Genomic DNA, 15,026 nt, shown 5'->3' with positions numbered 1-15,026 from the left:
GGCGCTCAGGTGGCCAGCGAGATGATTCCGTAGTCGTAGGCGTGCCGACGGTAGACCACGCTGGGACGGCCGGACTCCTTGTCCTGGAACAGGTAGAAGTCGTGGCCGACGAGTTCCATCTGGAACAGGGCGTCGTCGATGGTCATCGGCTCGGCGGGGTGCACCTTCTCCCGCGCGATGTGCCAGGGCTGGTCGTCGTGCTCCTCCTCGACCCGCTCCGCGACCGCGGTGGCGGTGGCGGTGGTGGCACGACCGTCGTCGCTGAGCGCGCCCAGTGGGTCGCTGCCGAGGTCGGCGACCGGCAGGCCGGCGGTGGCGGCGGCGACGGAGAGCGGGGCGTGCCGGCCCCGGTGGACCCGGCGCCGGTCGGCCGCACGGCGCAGCCGGGTGTCGAGCTTGGCGATGGCGGCGTCGAGCGCGCTGTAGAAGTCGTTCGTGCAGGCCTCGGCCCGGATCACCGGGCCACGGGAAACGCAGGTGATCTCCACCCGCTGGCAATGATCGGCCTGGCGCGGATTGCGCTCGTGGAACAGCTCGACATCGACTCGAATAAGTTTGTGATCGTAGCGTTCAATCTTGGCGAGTTTCTCGGCTACGTGCACCCGGTAATGGTCCGGCACTTCGACATTTCGGCCCTTGACCACGATGTCCACGTGACCTCCCTTGTTCGGACGTCTTCGATCCGGTCGACCCGGCCGTTCGCCCGGGGGGAGACCCCCGCTCGGCGTCGACCGGTCAGTGCGGCTACGCCTCCTTTCCCCGCCGGGAGCGGGTGGGAAGACCTCCTACCCCCGACAGGAAAACGCTAACTCCTGTTCCCCCGGCAGTCACCCCTGGTTGCCGGAACGGCCAGGATTTTCACAGCTCATTACACCTACGGGTGAAACGGAAACACGAACGGTTACGGCTGTTGCCGTTTCTCGGTCGCCGCGAGCACCGCGGCGACCGTGGGTGAACCGATGGTCGCGCGCAGCGTGCGGGCTACCGCGGCGAGGGTGACCCCGGTGGTGACGATGTCGTCGAGCAGCACCAGCGCCGCCGCGTCCGCAGTGCGCCGTTCGGCCCACCGGGCCGGCCGGGGCCGGAACGCCGCCTCGGCGGCGGCCGCGCGACCGGCGCTGTCCAGCGTCACCGAGTCCGGCCGGGGCAGCGCCCGCAGCGGCCGGAGCACCCGCACCGGCCAACCGGCCCGGCGCAGCCGGTCGGCGCAGACCCGGGCCAGCCGGTCCAGGTGGTCGCCGTAGCGGGCTCGGGCCGCCGCCGCGGTGTCCGGCACCGGGACCAGCGCCACCGGCCGGACCGGGCCGACGGCGCCGGCGACGACCTCGGCGAGCAACGCGCCCAGCGGCCGGGCCAGCCCGTGCCGGCCGTGCTCCTTGTACGCGAGAAGCGCCTCGCGCAGCGGTCCGGCGTACGGGCCGAGGGCGAAGCAGGGTGGCAGTCCGGGCGGGGCGGGAGTGGGGCGGACCGGGTGCGGGCTCAGCGCGTCGAGCACCGCCACGCACTCGGGGCAGACCCCGTGCCGCAGCCCGGGGCGGCGCTGCCGGCAGCCGGCGCAGTCGGCGGGCAGCACCAGGTCGCCGAGGTCGGTCCAGAGCCCGCCGAGGCCGCGCACGGTGTCAGTAGAGGAAGAAGGGGGCGGACGGGTTGCCGGGGCGGACGCCGGTCGGCGGCGGCGCGACGTCGAGCACCTGCTCGGGCTGGATCCGGTCGAGCGGGTTGCTCCGGTAGGCCACCCCGTTCGCCTCGTACATGAAGGCCCCGGCCGGCACCTGGACGCTCGGGTTGGTCGGGTAGGCGGACAGGTGCGTCACCTTGGCGCCCACCTCGTTGGTCAGTGGGGTCTGCAGGGCGCCGTCCACGGTGATCTCGTTGATCGCCGACCGGCCGCCCGAGCCGGCCACGAAGAGCCGGTCCTCACCGCCCCAGTCCACCGCCGAGAGCCCGGTCAGCGAGGTGACCACCCGTCGGGGCGGCCCGACCGCCACCGCGCCGCCGTCGAGGTTGACCGCCGCCACGTAGAGCGCGCCCCCGGCGATCAGGGCGATCCGCTGGCCGTCCAGCGAGGCGGCGACCGCGGTCACCTCACCGGCCGGCAGGTTGAGCACCACCTGGTTCAGCTGCCCGCTCAGGTTGAACCGGTAGAGCTTGCCGTCGGCCACCACCAGCCCCTGGGGTTGCTGCGGGTCGGCGGCCCGCAGCCAGACCGGCCGGCCGAACGCGCCGTGGTCCGGGCTCTTGGCGAAGAGGGTCACCGGGTTGGCGCCGGCGCCGACGGCCAACCGCTGACGCCCGGACGCCTTCACCACCAGCGCGGCGAGGACCTCCTCGCCGGCCCGGGCGAATCCGGCCGACACCACGTTGCGGTTCTCCTCGGGCTTCACCGGCACGGGACCACTGGGCTCACCGGTGAAGTCGAGCGGGCGGACCGACCCCTCGTACACGCCGAAACGTTGCGGGCCCTGCCTGAGCGGGTAGAGCAGATTCGACCGCCGCCGCTCGGCGAGGTCCGCGGTCGCCGCCGGATTGTTGCGGATCTTCAGCTCCAGCTGACCGTCCAGCTCCGGCAGCGACCAGGCGAGCTGGGTGACGAGCTGGTCGACCCTCGCCCGGTCGTCGCTGGACATGTCCAGGTTGACCTCCCAGCGGCCGTTCCCGCCGGTGGCGTTGTTGATCATCTCGGTCCGGTCGGGCAGGCCCACCACGCCCGGCCGCAGCCAGTCGGACGGACCGCCGACCAGCCACTTCACCACCTCGTTGAGCCGCCGCTCGGCCGGCACGGCCAGCGGCAGGTAGCGCTGGTCGGGCACCAGCTGGGTCCGCGCCGTGTTCCAGAAGTAGATCGACTCGCCCTGGTAGTAGTCCCGCAGCGCGGTGTCGCTGAGCAGCAGCACGTTCGGCGGGTCGAGGACGAAGAGACCGCCGCCGTCGTCGCCCGGGCCGGCCGGGGACGCGCTGCGCAACTTGAACTCGTACTGCGTCTCGGTGGAGACGGGCGGGACCAGGACGCCGTCGGTGCGGAGCAGACCCAGCTGCTGCACGGCGATCCGCACCGTGGTGGTGCCGTCGCTGTTTCCGGTGAAGACCGGCCGGTCCACCGGCCGGACCACGGTCAACGCGACCTCGCTGCCCTGCTTCTCCTGCAGCTTGCCCTTGGCCTCCGGAGCGATGAACTGCTTGACCCGGTAGTACGCCCGGTCCGGCTCGCCGGCCGCGGCGGCGAGGAAATTGCCGACGAACTTCTCGGCGTCCGCGCCGCTCGACGCCCGGCTCGGCGGCTCGCTGGGCCGGCCGTTGACCGAGCCGGACTCGGCCGCCGGCTCCCGCCGCTCATCGATTTGCACGTCGGAGCGCTCCGGGATGCCGCACCCGGTGAACCCGGCGACCGCCAGGGCACCGCAGAGCGCCCCGGCCATGAACCGTCGCCTCACGAACGCACCTCCGCCCGAGTGGTCTGCGCGTCGACGGCCGGCGCCGGGGTGATGGCCAGTGCGCCGTCCGAGCCCGGGCCGATCGCCAACGGGCCGCCGTCGCGCGGGCCGCCGAACGGCAGCCGGGCGTCCTCGGGCACCAGGCGCAGCGGCGAGGTGGTCAGCCGGTCCCCGGCGCGGGCCGGCAGGGTGAGCCGGAACTGGGCGCCCTGCCCGGGCGCGCCCCACGCCTCCAGCCAGCCGCCGTGCAGCCTGGCGTCCTCCAGGCTGATCGACAGACCCAGCCCGGTGCCGCCAGTCTGCCGGGCCCGGGACGGGTCCGCCCGCCAGAACCGGTTGAAGACCAGCTTCTCCTCGCCCGGCTTGAGCCCCACGCCGTGGTCCCGGACGGTGATCGCCACGGCGGCCTCGTCAATGCCCAGCGTGATCAGCACCGGCCGGCCCTCGCCGTGCTCCACCGCGTTGCCGACCAGGTTGCGCAGCACCCGCTCGACGCGACGCGGATCCACCTCGGCGATCACCTCGGTGCCGGGCAGGTCCAGCTCGATCGGCACGCCGACCCGCTCGGCCAGGCCGGCCAGCCGCTCCGCCACCCGGTGCACGACCGGCACAAGGTCGGTCGGCTCGGAGTCGAGCATGGCGAAGCCCGCGTCGAACCGGCTGATCTCCAGCAGGTCGGTGAGCAACTCCTCGAACCGGTCCAGCTCGGCCTGGAGCAGCTCGGCGCTGCGCGACACCGCCGGATCGAACTCGCCGCGCTCGGCGAAGATCAGGTCGGCCGCCATCCGGACCGTGGTGAGCGGGGTACGCAGCTCGTGCGAGACGTCCGAGGTGAACCGGCGTTGCAGCCGGGACATCTCCTCCAGGCGCATGATCTGCCGCTGGAGGTTGGTCGCCATCTGGTTGAACGAGGCGGCGAGCAGCGCGAGGTCGTCCTCCCCGTTGACCACCATCCGCTGGTCGAGCAGGCCCGCGGAGAGCCGCTGGGCCGTCCGGGCGGCCACCCGGACCGGGTTGACCACCAGCCGGGTGACCAGGGCCGCGAGCAGCCCGAGCAGCACCACCAGGGCCGCACCGGTGGCCACCACGGTGGCTCGCGCGTCGGCGGCGGTGGCGTCCTGGCGGGCCAGCGGCACGAGGTAGTAGAGCTCGATCTGGCCGAACCGGGTCGGCACCGGCGAGCCGTACACCAGGTATTTGGTCCGCTCGCCGGTGAGCCGGCCGGTGCCGATCTGGCTGGCCACGTTGCCGTTGGCGACCGCGGCCCGCAGCTCCCGGCTGATCAGCGGCTGGACGTTGGCCACCGGGGCCGTCCGGGTCTGGATGAGCCCCGGGAAGCCGTCCGCGGTGATCGCGACCACCACCCCGCTGGTCTGCTGTGGGTCACCGCCGGCCAGGTAGTTGACCGTGCCCTCGATGGTCTCCTGGAGCTGGGCCTCCTGCGGCTGGCCGTAGAGGTAGACCTGTTTGGCCGTGTAGTCCGCGCCGCTGTTGAGCCGGAGCCGAACGTCGGTCTTGGCGTTCTCCAGCAGAATTCCGGTGATCTTGTCAGCGATCAGATAGGCGAACCCGCCGACCAGGAGGCTCGACGCGACCAGGGTGATCGTGACCACCCGGACCTGGAGCGAGCGCCGCCAGGTCTGGTGCCCGCCGGCGATCAGCCGGGCGACCCGCCCGACCAGCGCACGCCACAGCTCCCCGCCGACGCCTCGCCGGCGGGGAATCGCTGTCTCGGGGTGCGGGAGCGGGGAGGAGGCCACAGTGTGACCAGGCTATCCGGTACCCGCCTTGTAGCCCACGCCCCGCACGGTGAGGATGATTTCCGGCCGCTCGGGATCCGGCTCGATCTTGGCCCGGAGCCGCTGCACGTGCACGTTGACCAGCCGGGTGTCGGCCGCGTGCCGATATCCCCAGACCTGTTCGAGCAGCACCTCGCGGGTGAAGACCTGACGCGGCTTGCGGGCGAGCGCGACCAACAGGTCGAACTCCAGCGGCGTCAGCTTCACCTCCTCGCCGTTGCGGCTGACCGTGTGCGCGGGGACGTCGATGCTGATCTGGTTGCCGGGTGGCCCGATGGTCAGCATCTCCGGCGCCACGTCCTCGCCCCGGCGCAGCCGGGCCCGCATCCGGGCCACCAGCTCCTTGGGCTTGAACGGCTTGACCACGTAGTCGTCGGCGCCGGACTCCAGCCCGAGCACCACATCGACGGTGTCGCTCTTGGCGGTCAGCATCACGATCGGCACACCGGACTCGGTCCGGATCGCCCGCGCCACGTCGATACCGCTCATTCCGGGCAGCATCAGGTCAAGCAGCACGATGTCGGGCCGACTGTCGCGGAACGCGGCCAGCGCCCGTTCCCCGTCAGCGACGAATGAGGGCAGGAAGCCCTCACTGCGCAGCACGATGCCGAGCATCTCCGCGAGCGCGGGGTCGTCGTCGACCACCAGTACCCGGGCTCTCATGGGATTAATATTCCATCCCCATTCAGTTCGGTGGGACCGGCGTCACCCGGCACAGTATCGCCGCCGGCAAGCTTGCCACAGAGATCCGCGCCGCCGGGACCGCGCGCCGGCACCGACCTGCGGACCACCGGATCGAACCGGGCGTGTAACCATGATCCCTGCGTGCGCCGCCGCGCGCCACCGTCGCTCGTCCCCCAGGAGTACGCGTGCCCGACGCCGGCCCGATCGCCGTGCTTCCGCGCCGCCCGCTCACCGTGGGCGAGCTGCTGGACTCGGCGGTCCTGCTGCTGCGCGAACAGGCCCGGATACTGGTGCCGTTCGCCGCCGTGCTCGCCGTCGGCGAACAACTCCTGCTGCTGCCCCTGCGGCTCGCAGCCGGCGCCGGCCCGCCGATCTGGTGGTTCGCCAGCGGGCACTTCGCCTCGTACTGGCTCCTGCTGGCCGTCGGCGCGGCGACCGAGGCCGTGATCATCACGCTGCTCGGCAACCCGGCCGCCCGGGCCGCCGGAGCGGCACTGCTCGGCAGCGCCGCCCGTCCCCGCGAGGTGCTCCGGCCCGCCGGCGCCCGGTGGGGGTCCACGCTGCTGCTCGCGCCGGTGGTCGGCGCGCTGATGCTCACCGCCGCGCTGTTCGGGCCGGCCTGGCTCGTCGGGTTCGCCCTGCTCGGCGGGCTCGTGCCCGCGCTCGTCGTCGACCGCGTCTCGGCGCCACGCGCCCTGCCCCGGGCGGCGGCTCTGGCCGTACGCGGCGGGGCCCGGGCCGGGCTGATCCGACTGCTCGGCTATCTCGGCTGGTGGGTGCTCCGGGTCGGCCTGGCGACCGGCGCACTGCTCGGGCTGAACCGGCTCGACCTGTTCGACGCCGGCTGGGCGGTGCCGGTCGCCCTGCTGGTCTGGGCCGGCGTGAACAGCGTCGCCTACCCGGCGCTGGCCTGCCTCGACGCGGTGCTGCACCTGGAGACCCGGATGCGCACCGAAGGCCTGGACATCCTGCTCTCCCGAGCGCCGGCCGGCACGCCGGAGCCGGTCCTGCGGGCGGCCGGCCGATGAGCTTCAGCCGGTGGTGGACCGAGACCACGGCGGCGCTCGGTGATCACGTGCCGCTGCCGCTGGTGGCGTTGCTGCTGGTCGTCGCCGCGGCGCTGGCCGCGCTGGCCTGGCACACCTTTCCGGCCTGGGTACCCCGCCGGCTGCCCCGGATCCGCCTGCCCCGGCTGCGCCTGCCCCGACTGCGCCGGCCCCGGCTCCCCCGCTTCCGACGCCGGCGACGCCCCGCACGCAAGGCCGCCCCCGCGACCGAGCCGACTGCGCTCGCGCCGCTGCCGCCGGACACTCCGGGCCCCGCACACCTCTCGCTGGCCGACCGGCTCGCCGCGGAGGGGCGCTACGCCGAGGCGGTCCGGGAGCGGCTGCGCGACATGATCGGCGAGCTGGTCAGCCGACAGGTGGTGCCCCGGCAGCCCGGGCTCACCGTGCTCGAGGTCGGCGCGACCGCGGCGCGGAACCGGCCGCCCACCGGCCCGCCGGTCGCGGCCGCCGGTGCGATCTTCGCCGAGCTCTGGTACGCCCAGCGGCCCGCCTCGGCCGAGCACGACCGGCGGATGCGGGAACTCGCCGCCGACCTGCACCGGGCGCTCGTCGAGCCGCCCAGCACCGGTGCCGCGCCGGGCGGCGTACCCGGACCGGGCGGCGTAACCGGAGCGGACGGCGTACCCGGAGCGGCCGGCGGCCCGGTTACCGTCCCCGGGCAGCACGGCGGCGGAACCGACGCCCTCGGCAACGCCGGCGGGCCGGCCGCCCGGTCCGAGCCGGCCGGCGCCCGGGAGGACCGACCGTGACCGCCACACCGCAGACCGCCGCCCGACCGGCCACCGCGGACTCCGCCGCGCCGCGCCCCACGCCGGCCCGTCCACGGCGTCGCTGGTACCGGATCGCCGTGCCGTTCGGGCTGGTCGCCGCGCTGATCGCCACCAGCCTGATCACCCGGGCGGTGGACCGGCCCGACCCCGACGACCCGGGCTACCTCTCCCCGGTGGAGACCAGCGGGCACGGTGGCAGCCGGCTGGCCGACGCACTGCGCCAGCGCGGAGTCACGGTGCAGCGGGAGACCGATCTCGTGCCCGCGCTGCTGGCCACCCGCGCCGGTCCCGCCACCCTGTTCGTGCCCGCCCCCGACCTGCTGCACCCGGACACTCTGGGCGGGCTGAGCACGCTGCCCACCGGCACCCGGCTGGTGCTGGTGGACCCGTCCCGACGGGTGCTGGCCGGCGCCGCCGTGCCGCTGCACCGGACCGACCGGCGCTGGACCACCAAGCTGGTCGGTCCGGAGACCGCCGGACGAGCCTGCCCGCTGACCGAGCTGGGCGCGGTGCGCCAGGCCGCGGCAGCACGCCAGCGGTACGCGTCCGACGGCGACGTCGACCTCTGCTTCGCGGCCGGGCTGGCCCGGCTGCCCGGTGCCGCCGAAACCGTGGTGGTGGGCGCCGACGACCCGTTCCGCAACGACCGGATCGACGAGCCCGACAACCGGGAACTGGCCACCGCCCTGCTCGGGGTGCGCGGCCGGGTGCTCTGGCTGGATCTGGACGGTCCCGCCCCACCCCCGCCGGGCGCCCCCGGCACCGCGGGTCAGCCGAGCGAGACGTCCGAACCCGGCGACTCCCCCGGCGAGGAGCCGGGCAGCGGCACCCCCAACCCCCGGCCCGGCGCACCGGGCAGCGGCTCCGACGACTCGTCGAGCGGAGGCGAACAAAGCGGCGAGAACTCGGCCGGCAGCGCAGACCAGAACCCGCCGAACCCGCTCTGGGCCGCCTTCCCGCTGTGGTTCTGGGCCCTGCTCGCGCAGCTCGCGCTGGCGCTGCTGCTCGCCGTGCTCTGGCGGGCCCGCCGACTCGGAGCGCCGGCACCGGAACCGCTGCCGGTGACCGTACGGGCCGCCGAGACGGTTCTCGGCCGGGCCCGGCTCTACCGTCGGGCCGGCGCGCGCGGACCGGCGGCCCGGACGCTGCGGGCCGCCACCCTGACCCGCCTGCTGCCCCGGCTGAACCTGCCGGTGGACACACCGTCGGACCGGGTGGCCGCGGCCGTCGCCGCCCGCACCGGCGACGGCCCGGGCGAGACCGAGGAGCTGCTGTACGGCGCCGACCCGGACACCGACCGGCAGCTGCTGGACCTGGCCCGGTCGCTGGACCGGATCGTCCGGACCGTCGTCGACTTTCCGCCCGACCGGGCGCACCCCGCCGAACCGCCACGACCCGACCCGACCGAAGGAGGACCCCGGTGACCCGACCCGCCGGAACCACCGAGCTGCCGCACATCGGCCCCGACGACGCGCGTGCCGCCCTGCACCGGCTGCGGGCCGAGGTCGGCAAGGCGGTCGTCGGCCAGGACGCGGTGGTCACCGGGTTGGTGATCGCCCTGCTCTGCCGGGGGCACGTGCTGCTGGAGGGCGTACCGGGGGTGGCCAAGACGCTGCTGATCCGTACCGTGGCCACCGCGCTGGACCTGGACTCGAAGCGGGTGCAGTTCACCCCCGACCTGATGCCCGGCGACGTCACCGGCTCGCTGATCTTCGACCCGCACACCGCCGCGTTCACCTTCCGCGAGGGCCCGGTCTTCACCAACATCCTCCTCGCCGACGAGATCAACCGGACCCCGCCGAAGACCCAGTCGGCGCTGCTGGAAGTGATGGAGGAGCGACAGGTGTCGGTGGAGGGCGGACGGCGCCCGCTGCCCGACCCGTTCATCGTGGCCGCCACCCAGAACCCGATCGAGTACGAGGGCACCTACCCACTGCCCGAGGCGCAGCTCGACCGGTTCCTGCTCAAGCTCACCGTGCCGCTGCCCAGCCGGGAGGAGGAGTTGGGGGTGCTCCGCGCCCACCACGCCGGCTTCGACCCGCGCAACCTGGCCGCAGCCGGCGTACGGCCGGTGGCGACCGCGGCCGATCTGGCCGCGGCCCGGGCGGCGGTCGGCGGGGTGCACGTCGCCGAGCCGCTCCTCGGCTACCTCGTGGACCTCTGCCGGGCCACCCGCAGCACCCCCGCCCTGGAGCTGGGCGCCTCGCCGCGTGGCGCCACCGCGCTGCTGAACACCGCCAAGGCGTGGGCCTGGCTGGCCGGGCGGGACCACGTGGTTCCCGACGACGTCAAGGCGGTGGCCCGGCCCGCCCTGCGGCACCGGCTCCGGCTGCGGCCGGAGGTGGAGCTGGAGGGCGTCGCGGTCGACGCGGTACTGGACACGGTGCTCGCCACCGTGCCGACGCCGCGATGACGTGGCGGGCGGCGGTGCTGCTGGCGGTCGGGGCGCTGACCCTGCCGCTCTGGCCGTCGCCGTTCGCCGGGGTGCTGCTGATGACCGGCGGCGTGCTGCTGCTGGTGGGGGTGGACCGGCTGCTGGCGGTCCCGCCGGCGGAGCTGACCGCGCAGCGCGAGGGCGAGCGGGTGGTCCGCCTCGGCGGCACCGCGACGGTCACCCTCCAAATCGACAACCCCTCCCCGCGTACGCTGCGCGCCCAGGTGCGCGACGCCTGGGTGCCGTCGGCCGGCGCCCGCCCGGACATCCCGCCGCACCGGATCGTCACGGTGCCCCCGGGCGGCACGCTGCTGCTGCCCAGCCGGCTCACCCCGACCCGGCGCGGTGACCGGGCGGCCGCCGCGCTGACCGTCCGCTCGTTCGGCCCGCTGCGGTTGGCGTTCCGCCAGCGCGCCGGCCGGCCCGCCACGCCACCGTGGACCCTGCGGGTGCTGCCCCGGTTCGACTCCCGACGGCATCTGCCGGAGAAGCTGGCCCGGCTGCGGGTGATCGACGGCACCCAGGTCAGCCGGGGACGCGGCCAGGGCACCGAGTTCGACACCCTGCGCGAGTACGTGGTCGGCGACGACGTGCGGTCGATCGACTGGCGTGCCAGCGCCCGGCAGGCGGACGTGCTGGTGCGTACCTGGCGGCCGGAGCGGGACCGGCGGCTGGTCTGCGTGCTCGACACCGGCCGCACGTCGGCGATCCGGGTCGGCGACGAGCCCCGACTGGACACCGCCATCGACGCGGCCCTGCTGCTCACCGCGCTCGCCGCCCGGGCCGGCGACCGGGTCGACCTGCTGGCCGCGGACACCGCGGTCCGGGCCACGGTCACCGGCACCGGCCGACCGGCGCTGCTTCCCCGGCTGGTGCACGCGCTCGCCCCGCTCCAGCCGGCGCTGGTCGAGACGGATTTCGAGCTGATCGCCGGTGAGGTGCTCCGCCGGCAGCGCCAGCGCAGCCTGGTGGTGCTCTTCACCGCGCTGGAGGCGGGCGCGCTCGGCGAGGGGCTGCTGCCGGTGCTGCCCCGGCTGGCCGCCCGGCACCGGGTGCTGATCGCGGCGACCCACGACCCGGTGCTGTCGGCGTTGACCGCCGGCACGCCGACCCGACCGGAGGACGCCTACGCCGCGGCGGCCGGCTGGCGGGCGCTGGCCGAGCGGGACCGCGTCCGCAGCGCCCTGGCCCGGCACGGCGTCACGGTGGTCGACGCCCCGGCCGGCGCCCTGGCCACCACCCTCGCCGACACCTACCTACGCCTCAAGGCCCTCGGCCAACTCTGAACCACCAACGCCCACCAGCCCCCACCGGCGCCGGGCGCCCGGCGCCCTCCGGTTGATCATGAAGTTATTGCCCGCCGCCTCGGCGTGTCGCGGCAACAACTTCATGATCAACCAGGTTCGGCTGATCAACGGGGTGGGGTGCGGGGGTGGCGGTGGCGCGGTGGCCGAGGATGAGGACGTAGGCGAGGAAGGCGAGCCAGACGGCGGCGCCGCAGGCCACCCGGAGCGCGATCGGCACCGGCGCCGGGGTGATGAACGCCTCGACGAACGCGGAGACCGCGAAGAGCCCGACCAGGCCCACGGCGACCAGGATCGCGGAGCGCCCGGCCCGGGCCACCGCCTGGCCCCGGCTCAGCTCGACCGGCGGCGCGATCCAGGCCCAGGCCGTCCGCAACCCCACCCCGGCGGCCACGAACACCCCGGTCAACTCCAGCAGGCCATGCGGGGTGATCAGGCCGAAGAAGACATCCGCCCGGCCGTAGGAGACCATCACCCCGCCGACCACGCCGATGTTCAGCGCGTTTTCCCAGAGCAGGTAGAAGACCGGCACGATCAGCACCCCGGACGCCAGGCACTGGGCGGCGATCCAGGCGTTGTGTGTCCAGAGGTGGAAGGCGAAGGTCGGTGCGGAGAACTCGGTGTAGTAACCGGCGAACCCGGAGTCGACCAGCTCCGCCGCAGCCTGCTCGCCGATGAACGCGCCGGCGGTGTCCGGGTTGTTCGCGACGAACCAGATCAGGAAGAAGCTGAGCAGGCTGAAGCCGGTCGCCACCCCGCACCACCAGGGCCAGGCACGGTAGACCGCGCCGGGGAAGCCGACCAGCACGAAGCGGGTGACCGCCGCCCAGGAGGGGCGGGACCGGCCGGTGAGCCGGGCCCGGGCCCGCAGCACCAGCTGGGAGAGCTGATTGACCAGCGCCGGATCGGGTGACCGGCTGCGCAGCGCGGAGAGCTGAGTGGTCGCGCGCTGGTAGAGCACAACCAGCTCGTCGACGTCGGCGGCGTCCAGATGGCGACGCTTGCACAGCTCTTCCAGCCGCCGCCACTGGCCACCGTGCTCCGCGACGTACGCGTCGAGATCCACGCCCCACCCCCGTCCCGGCGATCATAGTGTTCACTGTCGGGGTGAGCGCGCAACCACCATCGCCCGCCGGCACCCGGGCAGCCGCCCGAACGGTCGCCGAAAGCGACGCCGGGCTGGTCAGCGGCGAGGCCGTCGAGCTGGACATCCGGGCCGCCCGACTCGGTTCCCGGGTGCTCGCCCTACTGGTCGACGTGCTGTGCCAGCTGGCTCTCGCGCTGGTGCTGGCCATGCTGGCGGGGCTCGTCTTCGCGGCCCTGCCGATCGAGCTGGTCGACGCCGCGATCACCGGTGCGACCGGCACGATCGCGCTGATCCTGGTGCTGGTCGGCTACCCGGTGCTCTTCGAGCGGTTCGCCGGCGGGCGCACCCCGGGCAAGTTCGCGGTCGGCCTGCGGGTGGTCAGCGCCGACGGCGGCCCGGTCGAGCTGCGGCAGTCACTGACCCGGGCCCTGGTGGGGGTCGCCGTCGAGTGGCCCGGCCTGGTGCTGCCACTGCTCAGCTGGGTGGCCGGAGTGACGGTGATGCTGACCGACCGGCGCGGCCGTCGGCTCGGCGACCTGGTGGCCGGCACGCTGGTCATCCACACCCGCACCGCAGCCGTGTGGCGGCCGGTCCCGACCGCCGTACCGCCGCTGGTCAGCTGGGCGTACACGCTGGACCTGACCCGGCTCGACGACGAACTGGCGCTCGCCGCCCGGCACTATCTGGCCCGGGTGCACCAGCTCGTCGAGCCGGACCGGACCCGGCTGGCCCGGGGCCTCTGGACCGAGGTGGCCGCGGTGACCACCCCGCCCCCGCCGCTGGCCGCGTCGGAGACCGTCTACCTGGCCGCGGTCCTCGGCGAGCGGCACCGCCGGGCGATGCATCGGATGCGCCGCACCCGGGCGGCGACCGCGGCGCTCTGGCCGGAGCTGATGCCCACCCCGCCGGCCGAGCCGATCCGCCCGGCCGCGCCTGAGGTCGCCGCGCCGGCCGCGAAGCCACCGGCGCCACCGGCCCAGGCCGGCCCGCCGCTGCTGCGGCCGTCGACCACCTCCGCGCCGCCGACCCAGGCCGGCCCCGCAGTGGTACGCCCCGCGAGCGCGACCGCCGAGCGACCCGGCAGCTGAGCTACGGGTTCGCGGCCCCGCCCCATTTCCGGTGCAGGTCGACAGCGTCCAGCCACCCCACCGCAGCGGGGGCAGGGCTCAGGCGAAGAGCGTCCGCCCCCAGTGGTCGCCGCCGTCCCGGACCCCGGGCGGGCAGGCGAAGAGGCCGCTGGAGACGTGCCGCAGGTACTCGTTCAGCACGTCGTGCCGGGCGAGCTGGGTCTGGATCGGAATGAACTGCTTGCGCGGGTCGCGCTGGTAGGCGATGAAGAAGAGCCCGGCGTCCAGCCGGCCCAGGCCGTCCGAGCCGTCCACGAAGTTGTAGCCACGGCGCAGCAGGTGCGCGCCGTTGTTCCGGCTGGGGTGCGCCAGCGTGACATGCGCGTGCTCGGCGATCCGCGGCTGGCCGTCCTCGCCCTTCGCGGCGAAGTCCGGCTCCTCGAACTCGTCCCGCTGCCCGAGCGGCGCGCCACTGCCCTTGGCCCGGCCGATGATCTCCTCCTGCTCGGCCAGCGAGGTCCGGTCCCAGGTCTCGACCAACATCCGGATCTTGCGGGTGACCAGGTACGACCCACCGGTCATCCACTCCGGCCCGTCGCCCGCCGGCACCCAGAGCTGGTCGGCGAGCAGGTCGCCGTCCTCGGCCTTGAGGTTGGCGGTGCCGTCCTTGAAACCGAAGAGGTTGCGCGGGGTGGCCTGGTCACGGGACGTGGACGAGGTCCGACCGAAGCCGAGCTGTGACCAACGCACGCTCACCACGCCCATGCCGATCCGGGCCAGGTTGCGGATCGCGTGCACCGCCACCTGCGGGTCGTTGGCGCACGCCTGAACGCAGAGGTCGCCGCCGGAGATTTGCGGCTGCAACGCGTCACCGGGGAACCGGGGCAGGTCGGCCAGGGCGGCGGGGCGCCGGTCGGCGATGCCGAACCGGTCCCGGCCCTGGGCGTCCCGGAAGAGCGTCGGCCCGAAGCCGATGGTCAACGTGAGCTGCGACGGCGGCAGGCCCAGCGCCTCACCGGTGTCGTCCGGTGGCGCCTCCGGAATGCCGCCGACCGCGCCGAGCACGCCGGCGTCCCGGCCGGCGGTCATCCGGGCGGCGGCCGCCGTCCACTCCTGGAGCAGCTCGACCAGGCGGGCCCGGTCCTTGGTGATGACGTCGAACGAGACGAAGTGCAGCCGGTCCTGGGCCGGCGTGACGATTCCGGCCTGGTGTTCGCCGTGGAACGGCACCGCGCCCGCGGCGTGGTCGCTGGCCGCGGCGTGCTCCGCCGGGCCACGGGTCAGCGCGCCAGCGCCGACCGCGACTCCGGCGACACCGGCCACCCCGGCGCCGGCGAGCGTGATCGCTCGGCGCCGGGAGACCCTGCTTCCGCTCATCGACTC

The 15,026-nt window shown here is 74.5% G+C and carries 13 protein-coding genes; 6 read left to right on the top strand and 7 right to left on the bottom strand.

Annotation, left to right across the window (positions count from 1 at the left end; all coding sequences use genetic code 11):
• Positions 1-5: 5 nt before the first annotated feature.
• From hpf to mtrA, 5 genes are all read right to left on the bottom strand, one after another.
• The gene (gene hpf, locus ACIP9D_RS09900; protein ID WP_350868924.1) at positions 6-653 is read right to left on the bottom strand and encodes a ribosome hibernation-promoting factor, HPF/YfiA family; all 648 of its coding nucleotides are present in this window, start codon (positions 651-653) and stop codon (positions 6-8) included.
• A 248-nt stretch (positions 654-901) separates the two neighbouring features.
• Positions 902-1,573, bottom strand: coding sequence for a ComF family protein (locus tag ACIP9D_RS09895; protein ID WP_350869936.1), 672 nt, complete (start codon positions 1,571-1,573; stop codon positions 902-904).
• 46 nt (positions 1,574-1,619) lie between these two features.
• Positions 1,620-3,431, bottom strand: coding sequence for an LpqB family beta-propeller domain-containing protein (locus ACIP9D_RS09890; protein WP_350868923.1), 1,812 nt, complete (start codon positions 3,429-3,431; stop codon positions 1,620-1,622).
• Positions 3,428-5,113 (bottom strand): MtrAB system histidine kinase MtrB, encoded by a 1,686-nt coding sequence (mtrB, locus tag ACIP9D_RS09885; protein ID WP_350869935.1) that lies wholly within the window; start codon positions 5,111-5,113, stop codon positions 3,428-3,430. The genes ACIP9D_RS09890 and mtrB overlap by 4 nt, the downstream gene beginning before the upstream one ends.
• 90 nt (positions 5,114-5,203) lie before the next feature.
• Positions 5,204-5,893 (bottom strand): MtrAB system response regulator MtrA, encoded by a 690-nt coding sequence (gene mtrA / locus ACIP9D_RS09880; RefSeq protein WP_350868921.1) that lies wholly within the window; start codon positions 5,891-5,893, stop codon positions 5,204-5,206.
• A gap of 206 nt (positions 5,894-6,099) precedes the next feature.
• Between mtrA and ACIP9D_RS09875 the strand changes: the two genes are divergently transcribed.
• Genes ACIP9D_RS09875 through ACIP9D_RS09855 form a run of 5 tightly spaced genes read left to right on the top strand, consistent with a single transcriptional unit; the run spans position 6,100 to position 11,471 of the window.
• A complete protein-coding gene (locus ACIP9D_RS09875) occupies positions 6,100-6,942 on the top strand; it encodes a hypothetical protein (protein ID WP_350868920.1) in 843 nt (280 codons plus the stop codon).
• On the top strand, positions 6,939-7,730 hold the full coding sequence (locus ACIP9D_RS09870) for a DUF4129 domain-containing protein (RefSeq protein WP_350868918.1): 792 nt from the start codon (positions 6,939-6,941) through the stop codon (positions 7,728-7,730). The genes ACIP9D_RS09875 and ACIP9D_RS09870 overlap by 4 nt, the downstream gene beginning before the upstream one ends.
• A complete protein-coding gene (locus tag ACIP9D_RS09865) occupies positions 7,727-9,175 on the top strand; it encodes a DUF4350 domain-containing protein (protein ID WP_350868916.1) in 1,449 nt (482 codons plus the stop codon). The genes ACIP9D_RS09870 and ACIP9D_RS09865 overlap by 4 nt, the downstream gene beginning before the upstream one ends.
• On the top strand, positions 9,172-10,164 hold the full coding sequence (locus ACIP9D_RS09860) for a MoxR family ATPase (protein WP_350868915.1): 993 nt from the start codon (positions 9,172-9,174) through the stop codon (positions 10,162-10,164). Before ACIP9D_RS09865 ends, ACIP9D_RS09860 begins: the two co-directional genes overlap by 4 nt.
• Positions 10,161-11,471 carry a DUF58 domain-containing protein gene (locus ACIP9D_RS09855; protein ID WP_350868912.1) on the top strand — a complete coding sequence of 437 codons (1,311 nt, stop codon included), beginning with the start codon at positions 10,161-10,163 and terminating at the stop codon, positions 11,469-11,471. The genes ACIP9D_RS09860 and ACIP9D_RS09855 overlap by 4 nt, the downstream gene beginning before the upstream one ends.
• A gap of 64 nt (positions 11,472-11,535) precedes the next feature.
• Here the strand turns inward: ACIP9D_RS09855 and ACIP9D_RS09850 are convergent, their stop codons facing one another.
• On the bottom strand, positions 11,536-12,555 hold the full coding sequence (locus tag ACIP9D_RS09850) for a stage II sporulation protein M (protein WP_350868909.1): 1,020 nt from the start codon (positions 12,553-12,555) through the stop codon (positions 11,536-11,538).
• A 41-nt stretch (positions 12,556-12,596) separates the two neighbouring features.
• Here ACIP9D_RS09850 and ACIP9D_RS09845 point away from each other — a divergent pair, with 41 nt between their 5' ends.
• Positions 12,597-13,664, top strand: coding sequence for an RDD family protein (locus ACIP9D_RS09845; protein ID WP_350868907.1), 1,068 nt, complete (start codon positions 12,597-12,599; stop codon positions 13,662-13,664).
• Between the two features lie 78 nt (positions 13,665-13,742).
• On the opposite strand, the gene efeB is transcribed toward ACIP9D_RS09845, so the two are convergent.
• Positions 13,743-15,020, bottom strand: coding sequence for an iron uptake transporter deferrochelatase/peroxidase subunit (efeB, locus tag ACIP9D_RS09840; protein ID WP_350868906.1), 1,278 nt, complete (start codon positions 15,018-15,020; stop codon positions 13,743-13,745).
• Positions 15,021-15,026 lie beyond the last annotated feature (6 nt).

The sequence above is a fragment of the Micromonospora sp. NPDC093243 genome (assembly GCF_044753725.1).
GTDB lineage: Bacteria > Actinomycetota > Actinomycetes > Mycobacteriales > Micromonosporaceae > Micromonospora.
The sequence above is the reverse complement of the archived record's forward strand: the minus strand, read 5'-3'. Positions and strand labels throughout refer to the sequence as shown.

Coding starts and splice junctions, on each gene's coding strand:
- mtrA (WP_350868921.1), bottom strand. CDS start 5,893: ATGAGAGCCCGGGTACTGGTGGTCGACGACGACCCCGCGCTCGCGGAG.
- ACIP9D_RS09870 (WP_350868918.1), top strand. CDS start 6,939: ATGAGCTTCAGCCGGTGGTGGACCGAGACCACGGCGGCGCTCGGTGAT.
- ACIP9D_RS09855 (WP_350868912.1), top strand. CDS start 10,161: ATGACGTGGCGGGCGGCGGTGCTGCTGGCGGTCGGGGCGCTGACCCTG.
- efeB (WP_350868906.1), bottom strand. CDS start 15,020: ATGAGCGGAAGCAGGGTCTCCCGGCGCCGAGCGATCACGCTCGCCGGC.